General features: G+C 47.8%; 21 protein-coding genes. 15 read left to right on the forward strand and 6 right to left on the reverse strand.

What is annotated here, in order from left to right; translation table 11 throughout:
- Window positions 1–6 precede the first annotated feature (6 nt).
- Complete coding sequence (locus ACFSVM_RS20885) at window positions 7–672, forward strand: potassium channel family protein (protein ID WP_379264307.1); 666 nt, start codon at window positions 7–9, stop codon at window positions 670–672.
- A 14-nt stretch (window positions 673–686) separates the two neighbouring features.
- Here ACFSVM_RS20885 and ACFSVM_RS20890 read toward each other — a convergent pair whose 3' ends face one another.
- A complete protein-coding gene (locus ACFSVM_RS20890; RefSeq protein WP_379264309.1) occupies window positions 687–1,583 on the reverse strand; it encodes a LysR family transcriptional regulator in 897 nt (298 codons plus the stop codon).
- Window positions 1,584–1,930: 347 nt separating this feature from the next.
- Here ACFSVM_RS20890 and ACFSVM_RS20895 point away from each other — a divergent pair, with 347 nt between their 5' ends.
- From ACFSVM_RS20895 to ACFSVM_RS20930, 8 genes are all read left to right on the forward strand, one after another.
- Window positions 1,931–2,593 (forward strand): succinate dehydrogenase cytochrome b558 subunit, encoded by a 663-nt coding sequence (locus ACFSVM_RS20895; RefSeq protein WP_379264311.1) that lies wholly within the window; start codon window positions 1,931–1,933, stop codon window positions 2,591–2,593.
- A 25-nt stretch (window positions 2,594–2,618) separates the two neighbouring features.
- Window positions 2,619–4,364, forward strand: coding sequence for a succinate dehydrogenase flavoprotein subunit (gene sdhA / locus ACFSVM_RS20900; protein WP_379264313.1), 1,746 nt, complete (start codon window positions 2,619–2,621; stop codon window positions 4,362–4,364).
- Window positions 4,365–4,406: 42 nt separating this feature from the next.
- Entirely contained in the window at window positions 4,407–5,180 is a 774-nt protein-coding gene (sdhB, locus tag ACFSVM_RS20905) for a succinate dehydrogenase iron-sulfur subunit (RefSeq protein ID WP_047913583.1), read from the forward strand.
- Window positions 5,181–5,333: 153 nt separating this feature from the next.
- Window positions 5,334–6,146: an aminoglycoside N(3)-acetyltransferase gene (locus ACFSVM_RS20910; protein ID WP_379264316.1), complete on the forward strand. Its 813-nt coding sequence runs from the start codon at window positions 5,334–5,336 to the stop codon at window positions 6,144–6,146.
- A gap of 27 nt (window positions 6,147–6,173) precedes the next feature.
- Window positions 6,174–7,124, forward strand: coding sequence for a metallophosphoesterase (locus tag ACFSVM_RS20915; RefSeq protein ID WP_379264318.1), 951 nt, complete (start codon window positions 6,174–6,176; stop codon window positions 7,122–7,124).
- Window positions 7,125–7,178: 54 nt separating this feature from the next.
- Complete coding sequence (locus ACFSVM_RS20920) at window positions 7,179–7,946, forward strand: metallophosphoesterase family protein (protein WP_379264320.1); 768 nt, start codon at window positions 7,179–7,181, stop codon at window positions 7,944–7,946.
- Window positions 7,947–7,974: 28 nt separating this feature from the next.
- On the forward strand, window positions 7,975–8,541 hold the full coding sequence (locus tag ACFSVM_RS20925; protein ID WP_379264322.1) for a GNAT family N-acetyltransferase: 567 nt from the start codon (window positions 7,975–7,977) through the stop codon (window positions 8,539–8,541).
- Window positions 8,542–8,548: 7 nt separating this feature from the next.
- The gene (locus ACFSVM_RS20930) at window positions 8,549–9,520 is read left to right on the forward strand and encodes a DMT family transporter (RefSeq protein ID WP_379264324.1); all 972 of its coding nucleotides are present in this window, start codon (window positions 8,549–8,551) and stop codon (window positions 9,518–9,520) included.
- Between the two features lie 210 nt (window positions 9,521–9,730).
- On the opposite strand, the gene ACFSVM_RS20935 is transcribed toward ACFSVM_RS20930, so the two are convergent.
- Together ACFSVM_RS20935 and ACFSVM_RS20940 are read right to left on the reverse strand one after the other, a co-directional pair.
- Complete coding sequence (locus ACFSVM_RS20935; protein WP_076315053.1) at window positions 9,731–10,540, reverse strand: histidinol-phosphatase; 810 nt, start codon at window positions 10,538–10,540, stop codon at window positions 9,731–9,733.
- A gap of 19 nt (window positions 10,541–10,559) precedes the next feature.
- Window positions 10,560–11,462, reverse strand: coding sequence for a LysR family transcriptional regulator (locus ACFSVM_RS20940; protein ID WP_379264327.1), 903 nt, complete (start codon window positions 11,460–11,462; stop codon window positions 10,560–10,562).
- A gap of 264 nt (window positions 11,463–11,726) precedes the next feature.
- Here ACFSVM_RS20940 and ACFSVM_RS20945 point away from each other — a divergent pair, with 264 nt between their 5' ends.
- The 6 genes from ACFSVM_RS20945 to ACFSVM_RS20970 all read left to right on the forward strand — a co-directional run bounded on the left by ACFSVM_RS20945 (window position 11,727) and on the right by ACFSVM_RS20970 (window position 18,156).
- A complete protein-coding gene (locus ACFSVM_RS20945; protein WP_379264329.1) occupies window positions 11,727–13,052 on the forward strand; it encodes an MFS transporter in 1,326 nt (441 codons plus the stop codon).
- Window positions 13,053–13,256: 204 nt separating this feature from the next.
- On the forward strand, window positions 13,257–13,715 hold the full coding sequence (locus ACFSVM_RS20950; protein ID WP_379264331.1) for a chemotaxis protein CheX: 459 nt from the start codon (window positions 13,257–13,259) through the stop codon (window positions 13,713–13,715).
- A gap of 119 nt (window positions 13,716–13,834) precedes the next feature.
- Window positions 13,835–14,611 (forward strand): SDR family NAD(P)-dependent oxidoreductase, encoded by a 777-nt coding sequence (locus ACFSVM_RS20955; RefSeq protein ID WP_379264333.1) that lies wholly within the window; start codon window positions 13,835–13,837, stop codon window positions 14,609–14,611.
- 195 nt (window positions 14,612–14,806) lie between these two features.
- Window positions 14,807–16,171, forward strand: coding sequence for a DEAD/DEAH box helicase (locus ACFSVM_RS20960; protein WP_379264335.1), 1,365 nt, complete (start codon window positions 14,807–14,809; stop codon window positions 16,169–16,171).
- Between the two features lie 17 nt (window positions 16,172–16,188).
- Complete coding sequence (locus ACFSVM_RS20965; RefSeq protein ID WP_379264337.1) at window positions 16,189–16,935, forward strand: ABC transporter ATP-binding protein; 747 nt, start codon at window positions 16,189–16,191, stop codon at window positions 16,933–16,935.
- A gap of 3 nt (window positions 16,936–16,938) precedes the next feature.
- Window positions 16,939–18,156 (forward strand): ABC transporter permease, encoded by a 1,218-nt coding sequence (locus tag ACFSVM_RS20970; protein ID WP_379264339.1) that lies wholly within the window; start codon window positions 16,939–16,941, stop codon window positions 18,154–18,156.
- A gap of 121 nt (window positions 18,157–18,277) precedes the next feature.
- Here the strand turns inward: ACFSVM_RS20970 and ACFSVM_RS20975 are convergent, their stop codons facing one another.
- The 3 genes from ACFSVM_RS20975 to ACFSVM_RS20985 form a co-directional block, all read right to left on the reverse strand.
- A complete protein-coding gene (locus ACFSVM_RS20975) occupies window positions 18,278–18,415 on the reverse strand; it encodes a YjcZ family sporulation protein (protein WP_379264341.1) in 138 nt (45 codons plus the stop codon).
- A 236-nt stretch (window positions 18,416–18,651) separates the two neighbouring features.
- Window positions 18,652–19,950, reverse strand: coding sequence for an aminotransferase class I/II-fold pyridoxal phosphate-dependent enzyme (locus ACFSVM_RS20980; protein WP_076315061.1), 1,299 nt, complete (start codon window positions 19,948–19,950; stop codon window positions 18,652–18,654).
- A 218-nt stretch (window positions 19,951–20,168) separates the two neighbouring features.
- Window positions 20,169–20,783: a pyridoxamine 5'-phosphate oxidase family protein gene (locus ACFSVM_RS20985; RefSeq protein ID WP_379264344.1), complete on the reverse strand. Its 615-nt coding sequence runs from the start codon at window positions 20,781–20,783 to the stop codon at window positions 20,169–20,171.
- Window positions 20,784–20,793 lie beyond the last annotated feature (10 nt).

The following is a 20,793-nucleotide window of genomic DNA, read 5'->3' on the forward strand; positions in this document are numbered from 1 at the left end:
AACGTTATGAAAAATCAGCAATTTGTTGTTGTTGGGCTCGGCCGCTTCGGTTCCAGTCTGGCAATCGAACTCGTAGAGAATGGTTATGAAGTCCTGGGTATAGACCGCAATGAGGAGATCGTTAATGATATGAGTGAGTTCCTGACTCATGCGGTCGTCGCGGACGCTTCGGATGAGGATACGCTTCGTTCACTAGGTATCCGTAATTTTGACTGCGGCATCGTGGCGATTGGCGACGATATTCAGATGAGTATTCTGTCTGCCATCCTGCTGAAGGAGCTCGGTGTGAAAAAGGTCATTGCCAAAGCCATCTCGCTGCTGCATGGCAGGGCGCTGGAGAAGCTGGGCGTGGACCGGATTGTCTATCCGGAGAGAGATATGGGCAAACGGGTTGCACACCAGCTTGTCACGCCGAATCTGCTCGATTATATTGACCTGTCTGACAATTACAGCATTGTCGAAATGACAGTTCCGAGATGTCTGGATGGCAAAACGCTCTCCGAGCTGAATTCGAGAGCCAGATACAATTGCAGCATCGTTGCTCTTCAGAAGAATGAGGGCATCATTATTGCACCAACTGCACTCGATCATGTGCATACTGGAGATATCATGATTATTATCGGGACCAATGACAACATTGAGCGTTTTGACGAAGAAGTCATTAGCCAATAAGAATATTCCCTGAGCTAACCGCGCTTCGCAGCGAAAAATTCGCGTATTTCGTGAATCCACTGCTTGGCTGTCGCGCTTAGCTCTTCTTTTTGTCCATAGATCATGCAGGTCGTCCGTCTTGTTTGTCGAAGCTCAGGAATATGAACCGTGACCAAGTCATTGTCTGCGAGCAGCTGCGGCCTCAAATAGGATTTGGGGAGCAGGGCGGCAAGCTTGCAGGTTGGAAGCAGACGTACAATGGCTTCAAAGGAATCGATTTCCATTCGAATATCTGGCATAACTCCTGATCTGTGAAACAGATCATCCGTTAATTTACGATACCAGGTACCTTTGGAGAAGGTGATCATTGGCATTTTTTGCAGATCATCCATTTGGGATGCTTGTCCACTTAGAGAATGTGTGCTGGCAACAACGAGCTCCAAATGGTCGTCGAAGAGAGGAAGACAGTTTAGTCCGGGTTCGTTAATGGAAGAAGCGACGATGCCTACATCAGCCTGCTTGTCTCGCACACTGGATACAATTTCATGGGTCTTGCCTGTAACAAGCTTGATCTCCGCATGCGGATGGTTGTCCATAAATGCTGTAATGAGCGGAGGCAGCGTCGTCTGCAGTGTCGTTAAACTGGCTCCCAGTGTGATAGCGCTGTCCGTATCGTCCTTGAATTGGGCCAGTGTTTGCAGAAATTTCAGCTGCTGCTGCTGCTGTTCAATCGCAAAATCATAAGCAAGCCTTCCGATGGAGGTCAGCTCCAATCTCTTGCCAACCCGATTAAAAAGGGTAACACCGAGTTCATCCTCCAGTTTGGCGATCTTGCGGGACAGAGCAGGCTGTGACAGGTTTAACAGCTTGGAGGCCTGGTTAAGACTGGATTGCTCAACAACAGTGGCAAATGCCTGCATTTCTTCATACATAGATGCTTCATCCTCCTATTCAGCGTTTATAAACATATATACTTATACCCTATAGTTATAACATTTAATAATTATATTGCAATTCCCTTATAAGAAAAAAAAGAGTAACATTAAAGCGACACAGGTTGTTCACAAGTTAAGCAAAAACTAGAAATTTGTCGAGCCTTAGTGAACTAGCAGGTCACTGTGTGATCCAGATAATTTGAACCGGAGACTTCATGAGCCTTTCATGAACCATTCCCCTGTATGATATATTTTTTGTTTGACGGGGTGCAGGATCTTTCGTTCATTTTATCTTCCAAATTCAAATATGAAAACGCTGTACATGGAAAGGGGAAAGTCAGTTTATGAAAGGTTACTATGCCCGAAAGATTCACTCGCTTCTAGGCCTCATCCCTCTGAGTGTGTTTTTTCTTATGCACATGTTCTCGAACTTTGCAGCTGTTGAAGGCGGGCCGGAGAGGTTTCAGTCTGCAGTAAATTTGATCAACAGCCTTCCGCTGCTGCTTTTGATGGAAATTTTCGTGATCTATGTCCCTATGCTGTATCACGGTGTTTACGGATTGTACATTGCGTATCAGGCCCAGCCGAACGTTGGCAGGTTCAACAATGAGCGCAACTGGAGATATACGCTTCAGCGTATATCCGGCGTCATTACTTTCGTATTCGTGATCTGGCACGTTTATCAGACACGCGTTCAGGTATTCCTGGGCGAGGTGAGCCATGATGAGCTCGGTGCGCTGATGCACAGCATTGTAACGAATCCGGTCTATTTCATTATTTATCTGATTAGTGTCGTGGCAGCTTCTTATCACTTTGCCAACGGCCTGTGGGCATTCCTTGTTAGCTGGGGAATTACGCGCGGCCCTCGTGCACAGCGAGTATCCTCGTACGTCTGCATGAGCTTGTTCGCAGTCTGCTCCATTATGTTTATTGCATCGCTATTTGCCTTCCGTTCCGTGGAATTTGATGCATCTGCTGTAATCGAAGTGTTGAAAGTAACAGTCTAAGCTGTAAGAGGAGAGTGAACTAGAAATGGCTACATCCAACATTATCGTCGTGGGCGGCGGTCTTGCAGGACTTATGGCAGCAACTAAGGCTGCAGAAGCAGGAGTCCACGTTCATCTATTTTCTATTGTACCTGTCAAAAGATCTCACTCCGTTTGTGCCCAAGGCGGTATTAACGGCGCAGTTAACACCAAGGGGGAGGGCGATTCTCCATGGGTTCACTTCGACGATACCGTCTATGGCGGTGACTTCTTGGCGAATCAGCCTCCAGTTAAAGCGATGTGTGAAGCAGCACCAGGCATCATTCACCTGATGGACCGGATGGGCGTTATGTTTAACCGGACACCGGAAGGGCTGCTCGATTTCCGCCGTTTCGGAGGCACTAAGCATCACCGTACCGCGTTTGCAGGTGCAACAACAGGTCAGCAGCTTCTGTACGCTCTGGATGAGCAGGTACGCCGCTGGGAGACAGCAGGTCTTGTTACGAAGCATGAGCACTGGGAGTTTTTGCAGGCGGTTGTGGATGATGAAGGCGTATGCCGCGGGATAGTGGCTCAGGATCTGCGCAGTATGGAGGTCGCTACATTCGCAGCGGATGCAACGATTCTGGCAACTGGCGGTCCCGGCATTATCTTCGGTAAGACGACGAACTCGGTTATTAATACAGGTACAGCGGCGAGTGCGGTGTATCAGCAAGGTGTGACTTATGCGAACGGAGAATTCATCCAGATTCACCCGACAGCGATTCCGGGTGATGATAAGCTGAGACTGATGTCAGAGTCGGCACGGGGTGAGGGTGGCCGTATCTGGACTTACAAGGACGGTAAACCTTGGTACTTCCTCGAAGAGAAATACCCGGCATACGGGAACCTTGTACCGCGGGATATTGCCACACGTGAAATTTTTGATGTATGTGTTAACCAGAAGCTCGGCGTGAATGGCGAAAACATGGTATATCTTGATTTGTCTCACAAAGATCCGAAGGAGCTCGACGTTAAGCTCGGCGGTATTATCGAAATCTATGAAAAATTCATGGGCGACGATCCGCGCAAGATTCCGATGAAGATCTTCCCTGCGGTTCACTACTCTATGGGCGGTATGTGGGTCGACTATAACCAGATGACCAACATTCCGGGATTGTTTGCAGCGGGAGAGTGTGAATACCAGTACCACGGGGCCAATCGACTTGGCGCCAATTCTCTTGTATCGGCGATCTACGGAGGGATGGTTGCAGGTCCTAAGGCGGTTGAATATATCAAAGGCCTTAAGAAATCAGCACAGGATGTATCCTCTTCTGTGTTCGACAGATATCAGAAGCAGCAGACCGATAAGTACAACCGCATTACCAAAATGCAAGGCACAGAGAATGCCTATGTTATTCATAAGGAGCTCGGCGACTGGATGAAGGACAATATGACGGTTGTCCGCTACAATGATCGTCTTGAAGCTACCATCGGCAAAATTAAGGAATTAAAAGAGCGTTACAAGAACATTAACGTGAATGATACATCCAGCTGGAACAATACGAGTGCATCCTTCACAAGACAGCTGTGGAACATGCTGGAGCTGGCTGAAGCGATGACGCTGGGCGGACTGCTTCGCAATGAAAGCCGCGGGGCGCACTACAAGCCGGAGTTCCCGGATCGTGATGATGAGAACTTCCTGAAGACGAGTCTTGCAAAATGGACGCCGGATGGACCTGAAATTTCGTATGAGCCTGTTGACGTATCTCTGATTCCGCCGCGTATCCGTGACTATTCCAAGGACAAATAAGAGCAACAAGGAATGAATTATAAACAGTAAGGAGGAACCATCATGGCAGAAACCGCTGTAAATAAACAAACCGTGAAAAGTGTAAAGTTTGTCATTACCCGCCAGGATAAACCGGACTCTCCTTCCTATATTGAGGAATTTGAGCTTCCGTACCGTCCCGGAATGAACGTTATCAGTGCGCTCATGGAAATTCAGCGCAACCCGGTGAATACTTCGGGCAAGCAGATTGCTCCGGTATGCTGGGACTCCAATTGCCTGGAGGAAGTCTGCGGTGCATGCTCGATGGTTATTAACGGGAAGCCGCGTCAAGCTTGTGCTGCACTCGTGGACCAGCTGGAGCAGCCGATCCGGCTTGAGCCAATGAAGACCTTCCCGGTAGTACGGGATCTGGTTATTGATCGAGATCGTATGTTTAAGGCACTTAAACGGGTCAAAGCATGGATTCCGATCGATGGAACCTATGACCTGGGACCTGGTCCGCGAATGGCGGAGAAGAAGCGCCAGTGGGCTTACGAGCTGTCCAAGTGTATGACCTGTGGTGTTTGTCTTGAAGCGTGTCCTAACGTAAATGACAAGACAGACTTTATCGGTCCAGCAGCGATCTCACAAGTCCGTTTGTTCAATGCTCATCCGACAGGCGAGATGAACAAGGAAGAGAGACTCGAATCGCTCATGGAGGATGGAGGAATTGAAGGCTGCGGTAATTCGCAGAACTGTGTAAGAGCTTGTCCAAAAGGCATTCCGCTTACAACTTCCATTGCAGAGATGAACAAGGATACGACCAAGCATATGTTTAAACGCTGGCTGGGCGCATAAAGTCCCACCTGGTAATATGATTTGCAAGAACTCCGTCTTGATGCTGAAGACGGAGTTTCTTTATATTGGCAGAGCCATGCCCGCCTTGGCTCCATACAGATACCCGGAGTGTGTTATAATCGGAACTAACTGAAGAAGGGAAGTGCAATACTTTTGACGGAACCCATAATAGACAGACCCGTGACCCGGACAGAAATTAGCGAAGGGCTCTACCAGCTGGGGCTCAGACCCGGGATGACGCTGATTGTGCATTCCTCGTTAAAGAGCTTTGGAGGATGGATTCCGGGGGGCGCTCCTTCTGTTGTCCTTGCGCTGCAAGATGTGCTGGGCCCGGAAGGTACTCTTGTCATGCCGACGCAGTCAATGGATTTAACGGACCCCTCCACCTGGATGAACCCTCCTGCAGACCCGAAGTGGTGGGAGCTTATTCGTGCTGAAATGCCGGCATATGATCCGGATATGACAGAGACTTCTGGAATGGGTGCTATTGTTGATGCATTCAGGCAGAGCGGTGCTGTACTGCGTAGTCTGCATCCGCATGTGTCCTTTGCGGCGCATGGACGACTTGCACCCTATATTATAGAGAACCATGCCTATGATTATCCGCTGGGCGAGTCATCACCGCTTGCCCGGTTGTACGATGCGGATGCTTATGTCTTGTTAATCGGCTGCGGGCATGATCGAAATACCTCATTGCATTTGGCTGAGTACCGAACGGAATATAAAGGCAGGAAGGAAATCCAGCAGCAGGCTCCAGTCCTTGTGCAGGGCAGCAAGCAGTGGATTACTTATCGTGATTATAATATCAGCTCCGATGATTTTGATAAGCTAGGACATGATTATGAGCAGACGGATGGCTCTATATATGCGAGAAGTCACATCAGGCGGGCCTCCTGCTTCCTGGCACCGCAGCGTGCACTCGTTGATTATGCTGCGGAGTGGTTCAGGACAAAGAGGCAGCTATAGCATTTCATTAGAAGGGGGAAATTACGCTTGGAATTTACACCACGCCCGAATAGGGAACTGGATAATAAACCTGAACGTCCCAAGGATGGAAGTGAGACAGTTCCGGCCATTTTCCCTGGCAAACCCAAGCAGCATCATCCTTCCCGCAGAAGCTTCTTGAAGAAGGTGATGAAGCTGGGACTTACCGCTGGTGCCGGTTTGTTTACGGGAGGGTACGCTTGGCTGTGGGAGCCGCGAAATCTCGAAGTGGAGCATGTGAACCTTACGCTCCCCCGACTTCCTCAGAGCTTTCAAGGGATGAGAGTTGCCCATTTTAGTGATATGCATCTGGGGTTCCATATGGATAAATCGGATATGGAGCGATTGGCTAAGGCGGTTAGAGAACAGTCTCCGGATATCATTTGTTTTACTGGGGATATGGTAGAAGCGAAGGCCGAACCTATGGCAGAGTGTGTTCCCCTGCTCCGATCTATGCAGGCCCCACTGGGCAAGTATGCGGTGCTCGGCAATCATGATTATCGTGGACGGGAGTATAAGAAGCTGGCAAAGCTGTATCATGATGCGGGCTTTACATTACTAGTTAATGAGCATGTTACAGTCGAAAGAAATGGGGACATCATTGCCATCGCGGGCCTGGATGATGCCTTGAACGGTGTACCTGATCCGGCAGCTGCACTTGATGGTCTGGAGACAGATATATTTACGCTTCTTCTGATGCATGAACCGGATTACGCCGATATTTCGTCTGGATACGCCTATGATCTGCAATTGTCCGGGCATAGTCACGGAGGACAGGTGAGAGCTCCTTTTATCGGCGCTCTGACGACACCGCGAGGCTCGCATAAGTATATTCAAGGTCTGTACTACACCGGAAAAGAGGGGGCATCCATGCCGGTTTATGTAAATCGGGGTGTCGGTATGACCCAGCTGCCAATCCGTTTCCTATGCAAGCCCGAGCTGACGATGATCCATTTGTAATCTGCACATGAATCAGTGCATAGGGACGAACAATAACAGAAAGGAAATGATGAGATGGAACGAATCGCTATAGTTTCCGATATTCATGGGAATATGACCGCATGGACAGCCGTACTGGCGGATATGCGCCACCGCGGGATTACGCGTATCTTCTGTCTTGGTGATGTGGTGGGCAAAGGGCCGAATCCGGAAGCCTGCCTAGACAGTGTCCGAGCAAACTGTGAGGTGGTTGTGCGGGGCAACTGGGATGAGCTTGTGGCTAAAAGGCAGGAGGGGCTTCATTTTGAGTGGCATGCAGATCGGCTTGGTCAGGAGCGCCTATCCTATTTATCCTCATTGCCCTTTAGCTGTCATTTCGGACTCAGCGGGCGTTCCATTCGATTGGTGCATGCTTCGGCTGTAAGCGTATATCATCGTGTCCAGCCATGGGACAGCATAGAGGAGAGACTCGGTATGTTCGCGCCGATTGCTGCATCCATTGAAGAGCTGGAGCAGGACGTGCCGGATGTGGTCGGTTATGGAGATGTGCATAATGCCTATCTTCAGCATATCAGCGGCAAAGTATTATTTAATGTGGGCAGCGTGGGCAACCCGCTGGACATTCCGGAAGCTTCCTACTGTATTCTTGAAGGAACGAACCTTACGATGGGGCAATTCGGAGAGAAGTCGTCCTCGTCTGATGCAGCTTTTAATATCCAATTTATCCGTGTACCTTATCGCATTGAGGAAGAAGTTCAAATTGCACTGAATTCGGGTGCCCCGGATATGGATCTCTACATTAATGAAATTCGCACGGGTGTTTATCGCGGTATACAAAAATAAAGATAATGGACGATAGGAGCATACGACCATGTTCACGAAGCATGCGTTAGGACGAGGACTGCCGGTGCTGAGGACAGAGCGCTTGCTCTTCAGAGGCCTTACGCCGAGCGATGATGAGACGATACTTCGCTTTTTGAATGATGTAGAGGTCATAAAGTATTTAAATCGTGTACACTTGCCGACTAAGCTTCGGGCTAGGCGCTTGCTAAAGGAAATATGGATATCCGGAGCGAGACTTGAATCGGTTCACTATGGTATATGTCTCCTTGAAACGGACGAGCTGATCGGGGTTATCTCATTCCAGCAATGGAAGGAAGATAAGAAGGAGGCACAGATCGGGTATATGTTTGACCGCAGGTATTGGGGTCAGGGGTATGGAACGGAGGCGGTCGGACGAATGATCCGTTTCGGCTTTGAGGAGCTTGGGCTTCAGCGAATTGAAGGCAAATGTCATGAACATAATCAGCGTTCCCAGAAGGTTCTCATCAAGAATGGAATGAAGTATATGCGGACACATAAGCATTTCTCCCTGTTTCCAAAAAATGGACAGGATGTACTCGTTTATGTAAAGGAACAGACATTATATTCAAAGTAGGTACACTATGAAAATTGAACAATGGTTTAGACACCCCGCAGGGATCGTCATTAGTGCAGTCGTCGCTACCATGCTGTGGGGAAGTGCGATGCCGATTATAAAGATCGGATATGAGGATTTGGGAATTGGTGCAGCAGATTACGGGGCGCAGTGGCTGTTTGCAGGTTATCGGTTTACACTGGCAGGTCTGCTGCTTATCATATTTCATTATTTGGTCACTCGAAGAACAGCAACAACAGAACATCGTAAAAAGCTTGGCAAAGCCAGATTGTCTCGTCTAGCTTTCATTCAAACCTTTCTTCAATATTTACTGCTGTACGTAGGACTCAGCTACAGCACGGGGATACAAGGGTCCATCATCGTCGGATCGACTTCCTTGTTCCAGATGCTCTCCGTACGCTTCGTGAATTCGGCAGAGCGACTGACTGTAATGAAGATCACCGGATTGCTGCTGGGATTCTTAGGTATTGCTGCTGTCGGCATCGGAAAAGGGGATCTCAGTCTCTCCTTTGGGTGGGGAGAATTGCTGCTGCTGGGCTCTGCCCTTTTTGGTGGTGTAGGCAATGTGCTGGCGAAGCAGGAGAGCAGACATGAGCCTGTGTTATCTTTAACGGGAAGACAGATGGCGCTTGGCGGAATCCTGCTCATAGTGGTGTCTGTACCGATGGTCGGTGCAGCTCCTTTTGCGATTAACGGCACTCTATTCATGTATCTATTGTATCTAGCCGTTTTGTCGGCAGTAGGATTCGGAATCTGGAATACCATTATGAAATATAATGATGTCGGACGTGTATCGATGTATCTGTTCCTGATCCCAGTATTTGGCGTCATATTATCTTCCATTCTACTTGGAGAACAGATGTCAGGCTGGGTCGGTATTTCACTGTCGCTCGTTGTCAGCGGAATCCTGATTGTAAACAGGTCGGTCACGGTTAAAACGATGGTTTCAAGAGCCAAAGAGGATACTCAACATTCGTAATGTAAAATAATGTACTTTGTTACACAAATGAAATATTACTGAAACTTTACTCTAACAGTGAGCGGGTAAACTTATTGACATGACCCCCTTTTTGATAATATAAATTCAATGCTGTTGGGACCCGTTTATTTGAGAAGCGGGTCCATTTTTTTTGCCTTTTTACATAAAGAAAGACCGCAGTATGCGGCCTGACAGCTATTGTAGTAGGTATTATAGAGGAACAATCTGCATTTGCTTCTGTTTATAATAGACCCATTCCTTAAACCCGATGTCGATCAGCCTTGTACGGACTTCCTCCCATTCATCTCCTACACGAGACGGCTTATGCGCATCAGATCCGAACGTAACATATACACCGTAATGAAGGGCCCTCTCCAGAATTTCGTCAGCAGGATACCAGCCCCCGCATAGTTTAGTCTTTCCTGAAGTATTGATCTCAATAGCGATCTTCTCCTCAGCAATGACCTTTAGGGTCTCATCTATAGCCTTGCTCGCAGGAATGTCGGCAAACGCAGGGTAGTTCCCCTTCATGGCATCGATATGTCCAAGAATTTGAAACATGCCGCTTCTCGCGGATTGCCGAATCAGGTCATAGTAAGCCTCTTTTACCTGTAGGCTTGTCTGATCGTCTAATCCCTTCCATCTGTTTTTGTTAAAAATACTCACACCGCCGGTGCTATGTACAGAACCGATGATATAATCGAAGGGATATTTGCTGAGCGTCTCATGATAAATATGTGCAACTTCGGGAAAAAAGTCAGATTCAATGCCGAGCAGGACATCAATTTTTCCTTCATATTCCTTCTTAATGTCCAGAACTTCCTGTACATAATGACGAAGCTCTGCTTTGGGCATCGCGATCTTCGGGAAGGGTTGTTCTTCTTCGCTGCCGAAATAGGGAGTGTGGTCAGATATGCCAATGGCGGCAAGTCCAGCGGAAATACCGGCTTCCACGTAATCGCGTATGTTCCCGTCGGCATGTCCACAGCGGAAATGATGCGTATGCAGGTCAAATTTCATTCCTGTTCCTCCTTCTTCATTATTCCGAGCTTACAAACTGGGTTTCCGGCATTCCTTTGAGATCGCTCAAAAATTGCTGCATCGCGGAATTTAAATACCGACTAGATTTATAAATGACTCCAACAGGATGGCTGACCTCGAGCTCGCTGAGCGGGATCATGACCAGCGTCCCGAGACGAAGCTCTGCGGCAATGGCCTGCTTGGAGATGACGGCTGCGCCGAGATCCAGCTCCACCATTCTTTTGACTTCTTCACTGCTGGACAATTCCATTACGATATTGGGCTCAATCCCGTGTTTATCCATGATATTATCTACAAACCGGCGGCCGACTGTATCCGGTGACAGCATGATGAGCGGCGTTGTACCCAGTGCATCAATTGTAGCATGCTTCTTCTTTGCCAGTGGATGCTTGGGTGAAACGACCAATTCAAATGTATCATAGTACAGGGTGGAGGTACTTAAATTAGGGTTCCGTTCAATAAGATAACCGATTCCGACGTCAATCACCCCGCTCTCTACTTGCTCATAGATTTGTGAGGATGGCATGGATTGAATGCTTGTCTTAATCTGTGGAAACTGATCTTGAAAATAAGACAGAATGCGCGGCAGAATTTGAATGGCGATAGATGTGGTTGTGCCCAGTAAAATATGTCCCTGTGGGTTCTGATCAAGATCCAGGAGCTTAAGCTTCAGTTCATCCACAATCTCAAGAATTCGTTCGGCGTGGCTCAGAAATACCTTACCTCGGTCCGTTAGGGCGACCGGCTGGGATCTGTCCACAAGCACCGTCCGAAACTCATCCTCAAGGCTTTTGATCTGAGCTGAGACGGCAGGTTGTGTCAAATTAAGAAGTTCTCCGGCTTTACGGAAGCTCATCGTTTTGGAAATCGTAATCAGTGTCTCCAATTGACTGATGTTCATGACTAGCCTCCTGACTTCATAGGTTGCATAATAATTCGCTTATCGCGTTTGTTTTCTAATGAAAGGAAAGTACACTATTAAATTATAGGCGATTGAAAGCGGCAGAGCAATGCAGATCGTGTCTGTGGCTTGTCCAATAGTTTATGTAAAATGCAAATTTAATTAACATATCTCATGTAAAGTTATCATATGAAATCTCAAACTATGCAAAAGTCATGCTAACTAATATTAAAAAAACGAGATAAATGATGGAGGGGTTTACGAATGGATCCAAAGCAAGCACGTGCATGGGTCATGTACGACTGGGCGAATTCAGCCTTTGCAACAACCATGATTGCGGCTGTACTTCCTATCTTTTATCAAAATGTGGCGGCTGAGGGTCTGGATGATGCAATAGCTACCAGCTATTGGGCTTTCTCCCAAACAATCGCCATGATTCTTGTCGCCGTTATCTCCCCTATATTAGGAGCAGCGGCGGATGTCGGGGGACGCAAAGGAACCTATCTAATGATTGCAGCCATAGTGGGAGCTACCGCAAGCTCGGCAATGGCACTTACCGGAACAGGGGACTATATATTTGTATCCATCCTTTTTATTATTGCCACGCTGGGCTTTTCCGGCGGAAATACATTCTATGATTCCATGCTGAGAGATATTGCCCCGCCTCCAGAACGGGATATGCTCTCCGCACGGGGCTACATGTTTGGCTACATTGGAGGAGGGCTGCTGCTGCTTGTCCATGTCATTATGATCCAAGGCTGGGAAAGCATTGGCTTTACGTCGCAAATTCAGGCGATGCAGCTCGTGTTTCTGACCTCAGGCTTATGGTGGCTGCTGTTTGCTATTCCTCTTCTCCGGAGATTTCCACTGCGTGATAAGGGGGCTTCACGAACGGCCAGCCGTTCAGTGGGACAAACGGCGCTCCACAGTGTCAAAAGTGTGGCGAACACCCTTCTTCATGTGAAGAAGTATCCTGAATTGTTCAAATATCTCATTGCATTTTGGTTCTTTAATGATGGAATCAGCACAATTATCAGCATGGCTGCTATTTATGGTGCTGAGATCGGAATCGGTACAACCCACCTGATTACAGCACTTCTCATTACTCAATTTGTGGGTGTTCCCTTTACCTTTTTATTCGGAAAGCTTGCGGGTAAGATAGGGGCCAAGCGTTCTTTGTATCTGTCACTCTGGTTTTATGTGGTCATTGTTATTTTCGGATTCTTTATGGAATCGGCCCTCCATTTTTATATCTTGGCATTTATGGTGGGAATGGTTCAAGGGGGATCTCAGTCTTTGGCAAGGTCTATTTACAGCCGCCTGGTGCCTGCGCATAAGACATCGGAATTCTTTGGGTTCATGAGTTTGTCAGGTAAAGTATCTGCGGCATTGGGACCCGCTGTATTTGGCTTTACAGCAGCCGCTACGGGAACGAGCAGACTGGCGATTCTATCGGTGCTTATCTTTTTTGTTGCGGGTATATGGATGCTGACTCGGGTTAATTTGGCCAAAGGGGAAGCTGAAGCTTCAGAGGATTCCGAGCCGCCCATAACGAGAAACCCAGGGAAACCACCTGCGGCAACATTATAGTCCTATAGAACTAATCTTGCGTGCGGATCAAACATGGATTAAATGCGATTTGGTATAAATATTCACTTCTTACTTGTCGATAACAATAGTTATGGGCCTTTGGCTTGAATTCGTAATGAATTTTGGTGTGGCTTCAAGTATAATATTGTTAAAATAATGGGACTTTTGATTCGTGACCATTAACCTAGTAAGGAGGCACAATCGTTGAAAGCCGAAGTAATTAATCCATTCTTGGAGTCCGCGCGGCTCGTATTTGAGCAATTGATTCAGATTTCACCTTCCGCAGGCAAGCTGGGTATTAAGCAAGTTGAATTTCTCGAGGACCACATCTGGATTCTAATCGGAATGACGGGACAATTGAACGGGAAGGTCGTGTTCGGAATACAGGAGCAGGTGGCACTGCGGATCGTCTCTGCGATGATGGGCGGATTTGTTATCTCAGAGATGGATGAGATGGGACAAAGCGCCATTTCAGAGCTTGGCAATATGATCAGCGGGAACGCAAGCACGATTCTATACAATCAGGGTATTGCCGTTGATATTACGCCGCCGCAAGTGACGAAGTCCTCCCATCCAGCGATGGATGCGGTGACCCAGGCTCTAAGTATTCCGCTTGTGATGGACGGCATCGGAGAGCTTGATATCCAGGTGATGATTTCGTAAGAAGGCAGGATTCAGCTTAAGGCAGCTTACATCCTATCATGGAACTGTAATCTTGAAACCCATTTGCAGGTACACTATGATCAGATACATAAGTGGACTGCACTCGGGAGGTAAGAAAGATGAAATTAAAGGATAAGGTAATACTCATTACAGGAGCTTCCAGCGGTATTGGCGCAATCTGCGCTCAGAAGCTAAGTGAGCAGGGCGCTCTGCCCGTGCTGCTGGCGAGGTCGGAGGACAAGCTGCAGAAGATCAGTGCCTCGATCACCGGTACACCGGACTGGTATCCGCTGGACGTAACCGATAATGTTCAGGTGGAAGCACTGATTAAGAGGATGATCGACAGGTACGGTCAGATCGATGTTGTGCTTAACAATGCAGGGTACGGTCAATTCGAGATGACGAAGGACATGACTGTAGCGGCCTTTGAACAAATGATGGACGTAAATTATATGGGTATCGTACGAATGACGAAGGCTGTACTGCCCCATATGCTAGCTTCCGGACAGGGGCATATCGTTAATGTCGCATCCATGGCAGGCAAGATTGGAACAGCAAAGTCTGCATCTTATACGGCAACGAAGCATGCCGTGCTTGGCTTCAGCAATGCACTGCGTCAGGAGCTGAGAGAGACAGGGATCAAGGTAACGACGATTAATCCGGGGCCGATTGATACGCCTTTCTTTGAGACGGCAGATCCAGGCGGTAGTTACATTAGCAACCTGAAGGGCTTTATTATGAAGCCTGAATATGTAGCGGATAAGATGGTTCAGGCGATCATTAAACAGAAGGAAGAGGTTAATCTTCCGCATATCGCTGCGGCAGGAATAAAGCTATATCAGTTGTTTCCGAGGCTGGCGGACAAGCTTACGTATGGCTTGTTAAATCGTAAATAGCTATAGAGAGCTCTTGAACAGAATTGTGCTCAAGAGCTTTTTTGTGTGTTTTTTGATGCGTTTTCAATCAATTTTGGTGAGCTGGATGGATACTGCTGCAGCGTTCTTTTGTTTTTTTGGCAGCCGTAATTTGGTACGTGAACGTTTTTCGCATATAATGAACAGTAATGAACTTATAACAAAGGATGGACTTGAATGACGACAACTTTTAATTCGCTCGGGCTGAGCCCGGGTTTGATAGAACGACTGGAAGAACGAGGCATACAGACACCTTCTCCTGTACAGGAGCAGACCATTCCCGTCATTAAGGAAGGCAAGGATGTGCTTGCACGCTCCCAGACAGGAACAGGAAAGACGCTGGCTTATTTGCTGCCGGTGCTGGAGACGGTAAATACGGATATCAAGGGTACGCAGAAGCTGATCCTCGCTCCAACACAGGAGCTGGCGATGCAGATTGTTCGCGAAGCCGAAACATACGGTGCCTACCGCGGAATTAAGACACTGGGACTCATCGGCGGTGCTGCAATCAAGCGCCAAATTGAGAAGCTGAAGGAACATCCGGAAGTGGTTGTGGGTACACCGGGACGGGTGCGTGAACTTATCGAAATTCGCAAGCTGAAGATGCATCAGATTAGTACGATTGTCATTGATGAAGTGGATCAAGTGTTCCAGCTTGGCGGAGCCGGAGATGTAGAGCAGATCATGCATCGTTCATTAAGGGATCGTCAGCTTGTATTCTTGTCTGCAACGGTGGATAAGGAGACCGAGCAGCTTGCCAAGCGCGAAATGAAGGATATGGTCACCATAGGCATTGAACCTGAGCAGATGACAGCGAGCGGTCTGACGCATCTCTACTTTGTAGCTGAGGAACGGGAAAAGGTGGACATGCTGCGAAGAATTGTGCGCCATTTTGACCCGTCCAGAGCTATCGTGTTCGCGAATACGGCAGAAACTATTGCCGAAGTAGAAGGCAAGATGAACTTTATGGGTCTGTCTGCAGCTGCCTTATATGGCGATGCCGATAAAATGACTCGGAGTAGAGTCCTTGCGAATTTTAGAGAGGGCAAAATCAAGCTGCTGGTAGCCAGTGACGTTGCGGCGCGCGGACTGGATATTCAGGATCTTCCGCTGGTTATCAACTTTGATCCGGCCTTTGATTCTGATCACTATGTTCACCGGGCAGGAAGAACAGGACGGATGGGCAAGACGGGAACGGTGATTTCCATTGTGGGTGAGAAGGAAACATTCATTATGCGTAAATTCGCAAGAGAGCTCGGAATCGAGCTGATTGAACGGGTGCTGTACGGAGGAGAAATACAGGAACGGGACGATCAAGCGAAGCGCAGTGCATTCCGTGAAGGCACAAGAGCAAGCGGATCAAGTACAGAGGCTGCTCCAAGAACGACTTCTCCAAAAGCGGGTATCAGCCATACGCCAAGCCGTCCGAAGGACAAGCCGGCTCCAGCCGGAAGACGCAAGAATGAGAAGGCGCAAGACAAGAAGAACAAAGGAGCTCCGAAATGGCTGAAGAATAAACGTAATGATAGCAGCGAGTCCTAGAAGAAAGCGGGGATCACATGGAACAGACACCTATCCTGCAAATTAACGGATTAAGCGGAGGGTACAGTGCAAAGAAGCCGGTGCTGCATGATATTGATATACATGTTGCTCCTGGTGAAATGGTTGGCCTGATCGGTCTGAACGGTGCCGGGAAGAGTACGACAATGAAGCATATTTTAGGTCTGATGGTGCCTCATCAGGGAGAGGTGCTCATTGGAGGCAAACGCAGGGATGAGAATCCAGAAGCTTACCAGAGCGGCATGGCGTATGTTCCGGAATCACCAGAGCTGTTCATGGAGATGACCGTTATGGAGCATTTGGAATTTACCGCAAGGGCCTATAATGTGTCCAAGACGGAGTTCGAAGAGCGGGCCGATCATCTCCTGGACATGTTCCGTATGGGGGACAAAAAAGACAGCCTGTCTGCCCATCTATCCAAAGGGATGCGTCAAAAGGTCATGATCATGAGCGCTTTTGTGGCCAGACCTCCACTTTACATTATTGATGAACCGTTTCTGGGCCTAGATCCACTGGGCATCAGATCACTGCTCGATTTCATGATGCAAATTCGCGCCTCGGGTTCATCGATTCTGCTCAGCTCACATATCCTGTCCACGATAGAGAACTATTGCGATCGTTTCGTCATACTTCATGGCGGAAAGATTATATCACAAGGGACTTTGGAAGAGCTTCGGGCTGGGTCCGGAATGAGACAGGCGCCGCTGGAGGAAATATTCTATAAGCTCGTACAAGGCGGGGATTAGAGGATGGATTTGCAGCAGCTATGGAAATCAAGACGAGGTGCATTCTGGAGCCAAATTACTCCTTATTTAGGCTATGTATTGCAGAGCGGAGTAGCCGTCGTCCTTGGCTTTTCCCTGATCGCGTTTTCCGCATGGTACACTTCGCTTGTACAAGATGTACCGAATGGTTTTCCGATTCGGTGGGTTATGCTTGTTGTGCTCGTTGCTCCGGTCATCTTCAGCAGCTATCGGACCTATCTTCGTCAAGCCGATATTGTCTTCTTAAGACCTCAGGAATATCGGATGCATCTATATTTGCAGAACAGCTTTATTCGGGGTATCGTCTACAAAACGGTTGGACTCATCATGTTATTCATCCTCTTGTGGCCGCTTTATATTCGGAGTGAAGGAGAACCCAAGCCCTTCCTGCTGTTTCTCATTCTGCTCGTGATCTTAAAATGCATTGCCAGCTTCGGAGGCTGGTGCGAGCAGCAAATGTTAACCAAGTCGTCACGAATGGGATACCGGCTTCTGCGTTATGCTGTGATTACCTTGTCATTGTATGCATGGATATGGCATCAAGTTATACCTGGATTAATCTTTATCGCTGTACTGACTGTGCTGTATGTCGTCTCTCTTCGTCTGCCCGTACGATTGCCTGTTCATTGGGAGCATCTGATCGAAACCGAGCAGATCAGAGGGGCGAGAGTCATCAAGACATTAGGTTTCTTCGTCGAGGTCCCTGCACTCAAGCAGCGTGTCCATTCCCGCCGTTTGCTTGCACCACTGGCCGAACGTATATCATGGGGGCAGGACAAAGCTTTTCAATACTTAATAGCAAAGACCTTCATCCGCAGTGATCTGCTGGGAATATGTATCAGGCTTGCCATTGTAGGCGGTCTGTTCGTGTACTGGACGGGAAGCAGCCTGTGGGGAAGCGGAGTATACTTATTCTTCTTGTTCGTACTGGGAATTCAGCTGTCCGGACTACTCCGATATCACCGTGATTCCTTCTGGATCTACATCTATCCGGTAACAGCAGAGAGCCGTAGACTACAGGTACTGAAGTTCGTATATACCTTGCAGTCAGCGTTAACCATCTTGTTATGGATTCCACTGCTTGTCGGAGGGTGGGGCAGATGGGTAGAGCTGCTAATTACATTAGCTCTTGGCCTACTCATCGCCCGTATGTTCCGAAGCTCACAACTGAAGAAATGGACTAAGGAAGAAGAATTGGAATAAGTGTAAGGTGATTAGCGGAAAGGGGCTATCAATGGATAGCCCCCTTTCCTTTATGGCCTGGTGACTTATTCGCGAGGTTAGATCAGGTACGAAAATTTACCGAGCTGCTGCTCACCTGAAATTAGTACGAGGAGAAGGATTTAACGATGATTACGAGAAGGATGAACAATACAAGGATTGCACCAAGTTTATTGCTTCCATGGTCATAACTACCGTAGTTTCCATAATCTCCGTAGCTTCTTTCATCTTTTCCAGACATATTTCCATACCCCTTTCGAGTCATTTAATGGTAAGCTTCTCTTACGAAGCGTACAACGTATCCTATGACGCAAATCCCTCTCGTGTTTGGGCAGTTGCCTTTTGATGCATAAAAAAATAAACGACAAATATAAGCCGTCTATTTTTGACACACAAACAAGCCCCTCTGACGAAGTCAGAGGGGCTTATACTTTTCTCGTGATTTGGACTTACCTGGTTTAATACTTGAATCTGAATCTAACCTTGTGTCAGATCCTGGACAGCTTGATAAATGGTGTCGAACAGCTCCTCAAGCTGGTTCTCCTCCAGCGAGGAGAAGGCAATACGCAAATCATGCTCGCCGAGCGCAATGGTACCGATCTCGTATCGGTCCAGAAGATGCACTCGCAGCTCTTCAGCTTGTACCTTCGTAACCTTCAGACACATGAAGTACCCTGAATTAAAAGGATAGTATTCCCATGCTCCGTCGTATTTGCCGCTGTCGAGCAGTGCTTTTACGGTATTGGCACGAGCTTTCATGATGTGGAACTTCTCTTCTTTTTGTGCTGCAAATTCAGGTGATTTCAGCGCATCAAGCACAAAGGTCTGTGAAGGATGCGGACCACTAGAGATCGTTGCACGGATAATACCCAGCGTCTTCTGTTCCAGTGCAGACAGGATGTCCTGGTTGTCATGGGCATACGTTATAAATCCGACACGGAATCCCCATACGAACTCTTCCTTCGTTGCGCCGTCAATCTTGATCGGTAGAACTCGTGGGTGTATGCCGGTCAGGCTTCCAAACAAAGATTCGTGAATGGAATCCTCGAAGAAAAGACCGAAATAGGCATCATCGGTGACTACAACGACATTAATTCCTGCCTCTGCGGCTTCTTTGACAGCTGCTACAATCTCCTTGCTTTCTTCAATGCCCGGGGTGTAGCCTGTCGGATTGTTCGGGAAATTCAAGACAACAACAGCTTTGCCCTGATCCTTCTGTGCAAGGAGGGCTTCCTTCAGTCCGGTGCTGTTAAATTTCATCTGATCATTAAACAATGGATAATTGACCAGACGGGCATGTCTTCGAACTCCAAAGGTGAGTTCATAGTTCTCCCAGTTTTTGTCTGGATATATAACAGCATCTCCGTCGTCGACAAACAGGTCTGCCACAATGCTGAGACCATGGGTCAGAGCGTTCGTTGCGATGGGATTGCCAAATATTTTACCTTGTAAGGATGGCGTCTCTTCAATCATTTTGTTCCGCCATGCTACTCGTAAATCCGGTTTACCAGCCGGGGGTGCGTAAGGATACAAATCCTGTGGCTTATAAGCAGATAGTTTCTCCTGGATGACTTGCAGATGCATCGGTTTGCCGCCTTCGGTAGCAATCCCGATCGTTGCATTGTATTTCTTCGCACGGCTTGAAGCTTCAGCCGATTGACTAAGAATACCTTCCTTCGGATAATATAGCTCTTTGCCGAGCCTCGAGAGCATGTCGTACACATGATCGCTGCCCGCTTGAATACTTTCGTTCAGCTGTACAGCCAGTGGGTTCATCGATTTTCATCCTTCCAAGTCGTTGAATAAATTAGAGACCATTTACACTGCCTCATATTATAGCACCAAGCACAGCCGCCGTCACGGAAAAACAATACAAATGACCTTTACAATGCATTACCGCGTTACATTGCTGAGCTATAATGGTTGTGCAGCAAGCATGAACAAGCTGCAGCTGTAGTATGAACGGCTCCTGGAAAGAGAAAACATGGAAATATTCAGGAGTGAAAAGGGCAATATTTTCGCATCATTTCTACGGTTGCCGCATCCTTAGCCTCACCTCGCTGCTCAAGCTGCTCCTGAAGCTGCTCATGCTTGTCCTGCTGCAGGTTCTGCCCGAATTTGAATTTCGCACTCAGCGTTTCTGGAACGATCCGGACGACGGCTACAGCCTTTAATTGACCTGTATATCTTGGATCGTCGGCATCGATGGTCAGATAGCCTCCCTCCGGCTGGAGCTTCTCCATAAATCGGTTCAGAGCCCGGGCTTTTTCCTTCAAATCGGTTACTTTTTCTGCATGACCACTGGCGGACACACTCTTGAAGAAGGCGGTAGCGGGGCAGGCCAGCAAGGGATCCTTAAAGTAGGAAGGGATCAAGGAATACTCTTCTGCCACAGTAAAGCTGACCGTGCTGTTTGCCTTAATATGCTTCATTTTCTCTCCAGCCAGACTGCCGTGAAAATAAAAACAGCCCTCATCGTAAACGAAATTGAGTGGTGTTACCCTTGGTTTGTTGTCCATACTTACGGTACCAAGAAATCCGAAGGTTTGTGTTGACAGAAATTCAGTGATCTCCTCTTCCTGTTCTATGGTAAATTCTTTTCTTCTCATGAACGTGTGC

The organism is Paenibacillus shunpengii (assembly GCF_042684905.1).
Lineage (GTDB): Bacteria > Bacillota > Bacilli > Paenibacillales > Paenibacillaceae > Paenibacillus > Paenibacillus shunpengii.

Bases quoted from the DNA above. Each gene is read 5' to 3' on its own strand.
- sdhB (WP_047913583.1), top strand. From the start codon at position 4,407: ATGGCAGAAACCGCTGTAAATAAACAAACCGTGAAAAGTGTAAAGTTT.
- ACFSVM_RS20965 (WP_379264337.1), top strand. From the start codon at position 16,189: ATGGAACAGACACCTATCCTGCAAATTAACGGATTAAGCGGAGGGTAC.
- ACFSVM_RS20945 (WP_379264329.1), top strand. From the start codon at position 11,727: ATGGATCCAAAGCAAGCACGTGCATGGGTCATGTACGACTGGGCGAAT.
- ACFSVM_RS20925 (WP_379264322.1), top strand. From the start codon at position 7,975: ATGTTCACGAAGCATGCGTTAGGACGAGGACTGCCGGTGCTGAGGACA.
- ACFSVM_RS20885 (WP_379264307.1), top strand. From the start codon at position 7: ATGAAAAATCAGCAATTTGTTGTTGTTGGGCTCGGCCGCTTCGGTTCC.
- ACFSVM_RS20975 (WP_379264341.1), bottom strand. From the start codon at position 18,415: ATGTCTGGAAAAGATGAAAGAAGCTACGGAGATTATGGAAACTACGGT.
- ACFSVM_RS20930 (WP_379264324.1), top strand. From the start codon at position 8,549: ATGAAAATTGAACAATGGTTTAGACACCCCGCAGGGATCGTCATTAGT.
- ACFSVM_RS20980 (WP_076315061.1), bottom strand. From the start codon at position 19,950: ATGAACCCACTGGCTGTACAGCTGAACGAAAGTATTCAAGCGGGCAGC.
- ACFSVM_RS20985 (WP_379264344.1), bottom strand. From the start codon at position 20,783: ATGAGAAGAAAAGAATTTACCATAGAACAGGAAGAGGAGATCACTGAA.
- ACFSVM_RS20935 (WP_076315053.1), bottom strand. From the start codon at position 10,540: ATGAAATTTGACCTGCATACGCATCATTTCCGCTGTGGACATGCCGAC.
- ACFSVM_RS20970 (WP_379264339.1), top strand. From the start codon at position 16,939: ATGGATTTGCAGCAGCTATGGAAATCAAGACGAGGTGCATTCTGGAGC.
- ACFSVM_RS20955 (WP_379264333.1), top strand. From the start codon at position 13,835: ATGAAATTAAAGGATAAGGTAATACTCATTACAGGAGCTTCCAGCGGT.
- ACFSVM_RS20960 (WP_379264335.1), top strand. From the start codon at position 14,807: ATGACGACAACTTTTAATTCGCTCGGGCTGAGCCCGGGTTTGATAGAA.
- ACFSVM_RS20920 (WP_379264320.1), top strand. From the start codon at position 7,179: ATGGAACGAATCGCTATAGTTTCCGATATTCATGGGAATATGACCGCA.
- sdhA (WP_379264313.1), top strand. From the start codon at position 2,619: ATGGCTACATCCAACATTATCGTCGTGGGCGGCGGTCTTGCAGGACTT.
- ACFSVM_RS20895 (WP_379264311.1), top strand. From the start codon at position 1,931: ATGAAAGGTTACTATGCCCGAAAGATTCACTCGCTTCTAGGCCTCATC.
- ACFSVM_RS20940 (WP_379264327.1), bottom strand. From the start codon at position 11,462: ATGAACATCAGTCAATTGGAGACACTGATTACGATTTCCAAAACGATG.
- ACFSVM_RS20890 (WP_379264309.1), bottom strand. From the start codon at position 1,583: ATGTATGAAGAAATGCAGGCATTTGCCACTGTTGTTGAGCAATCCAGT.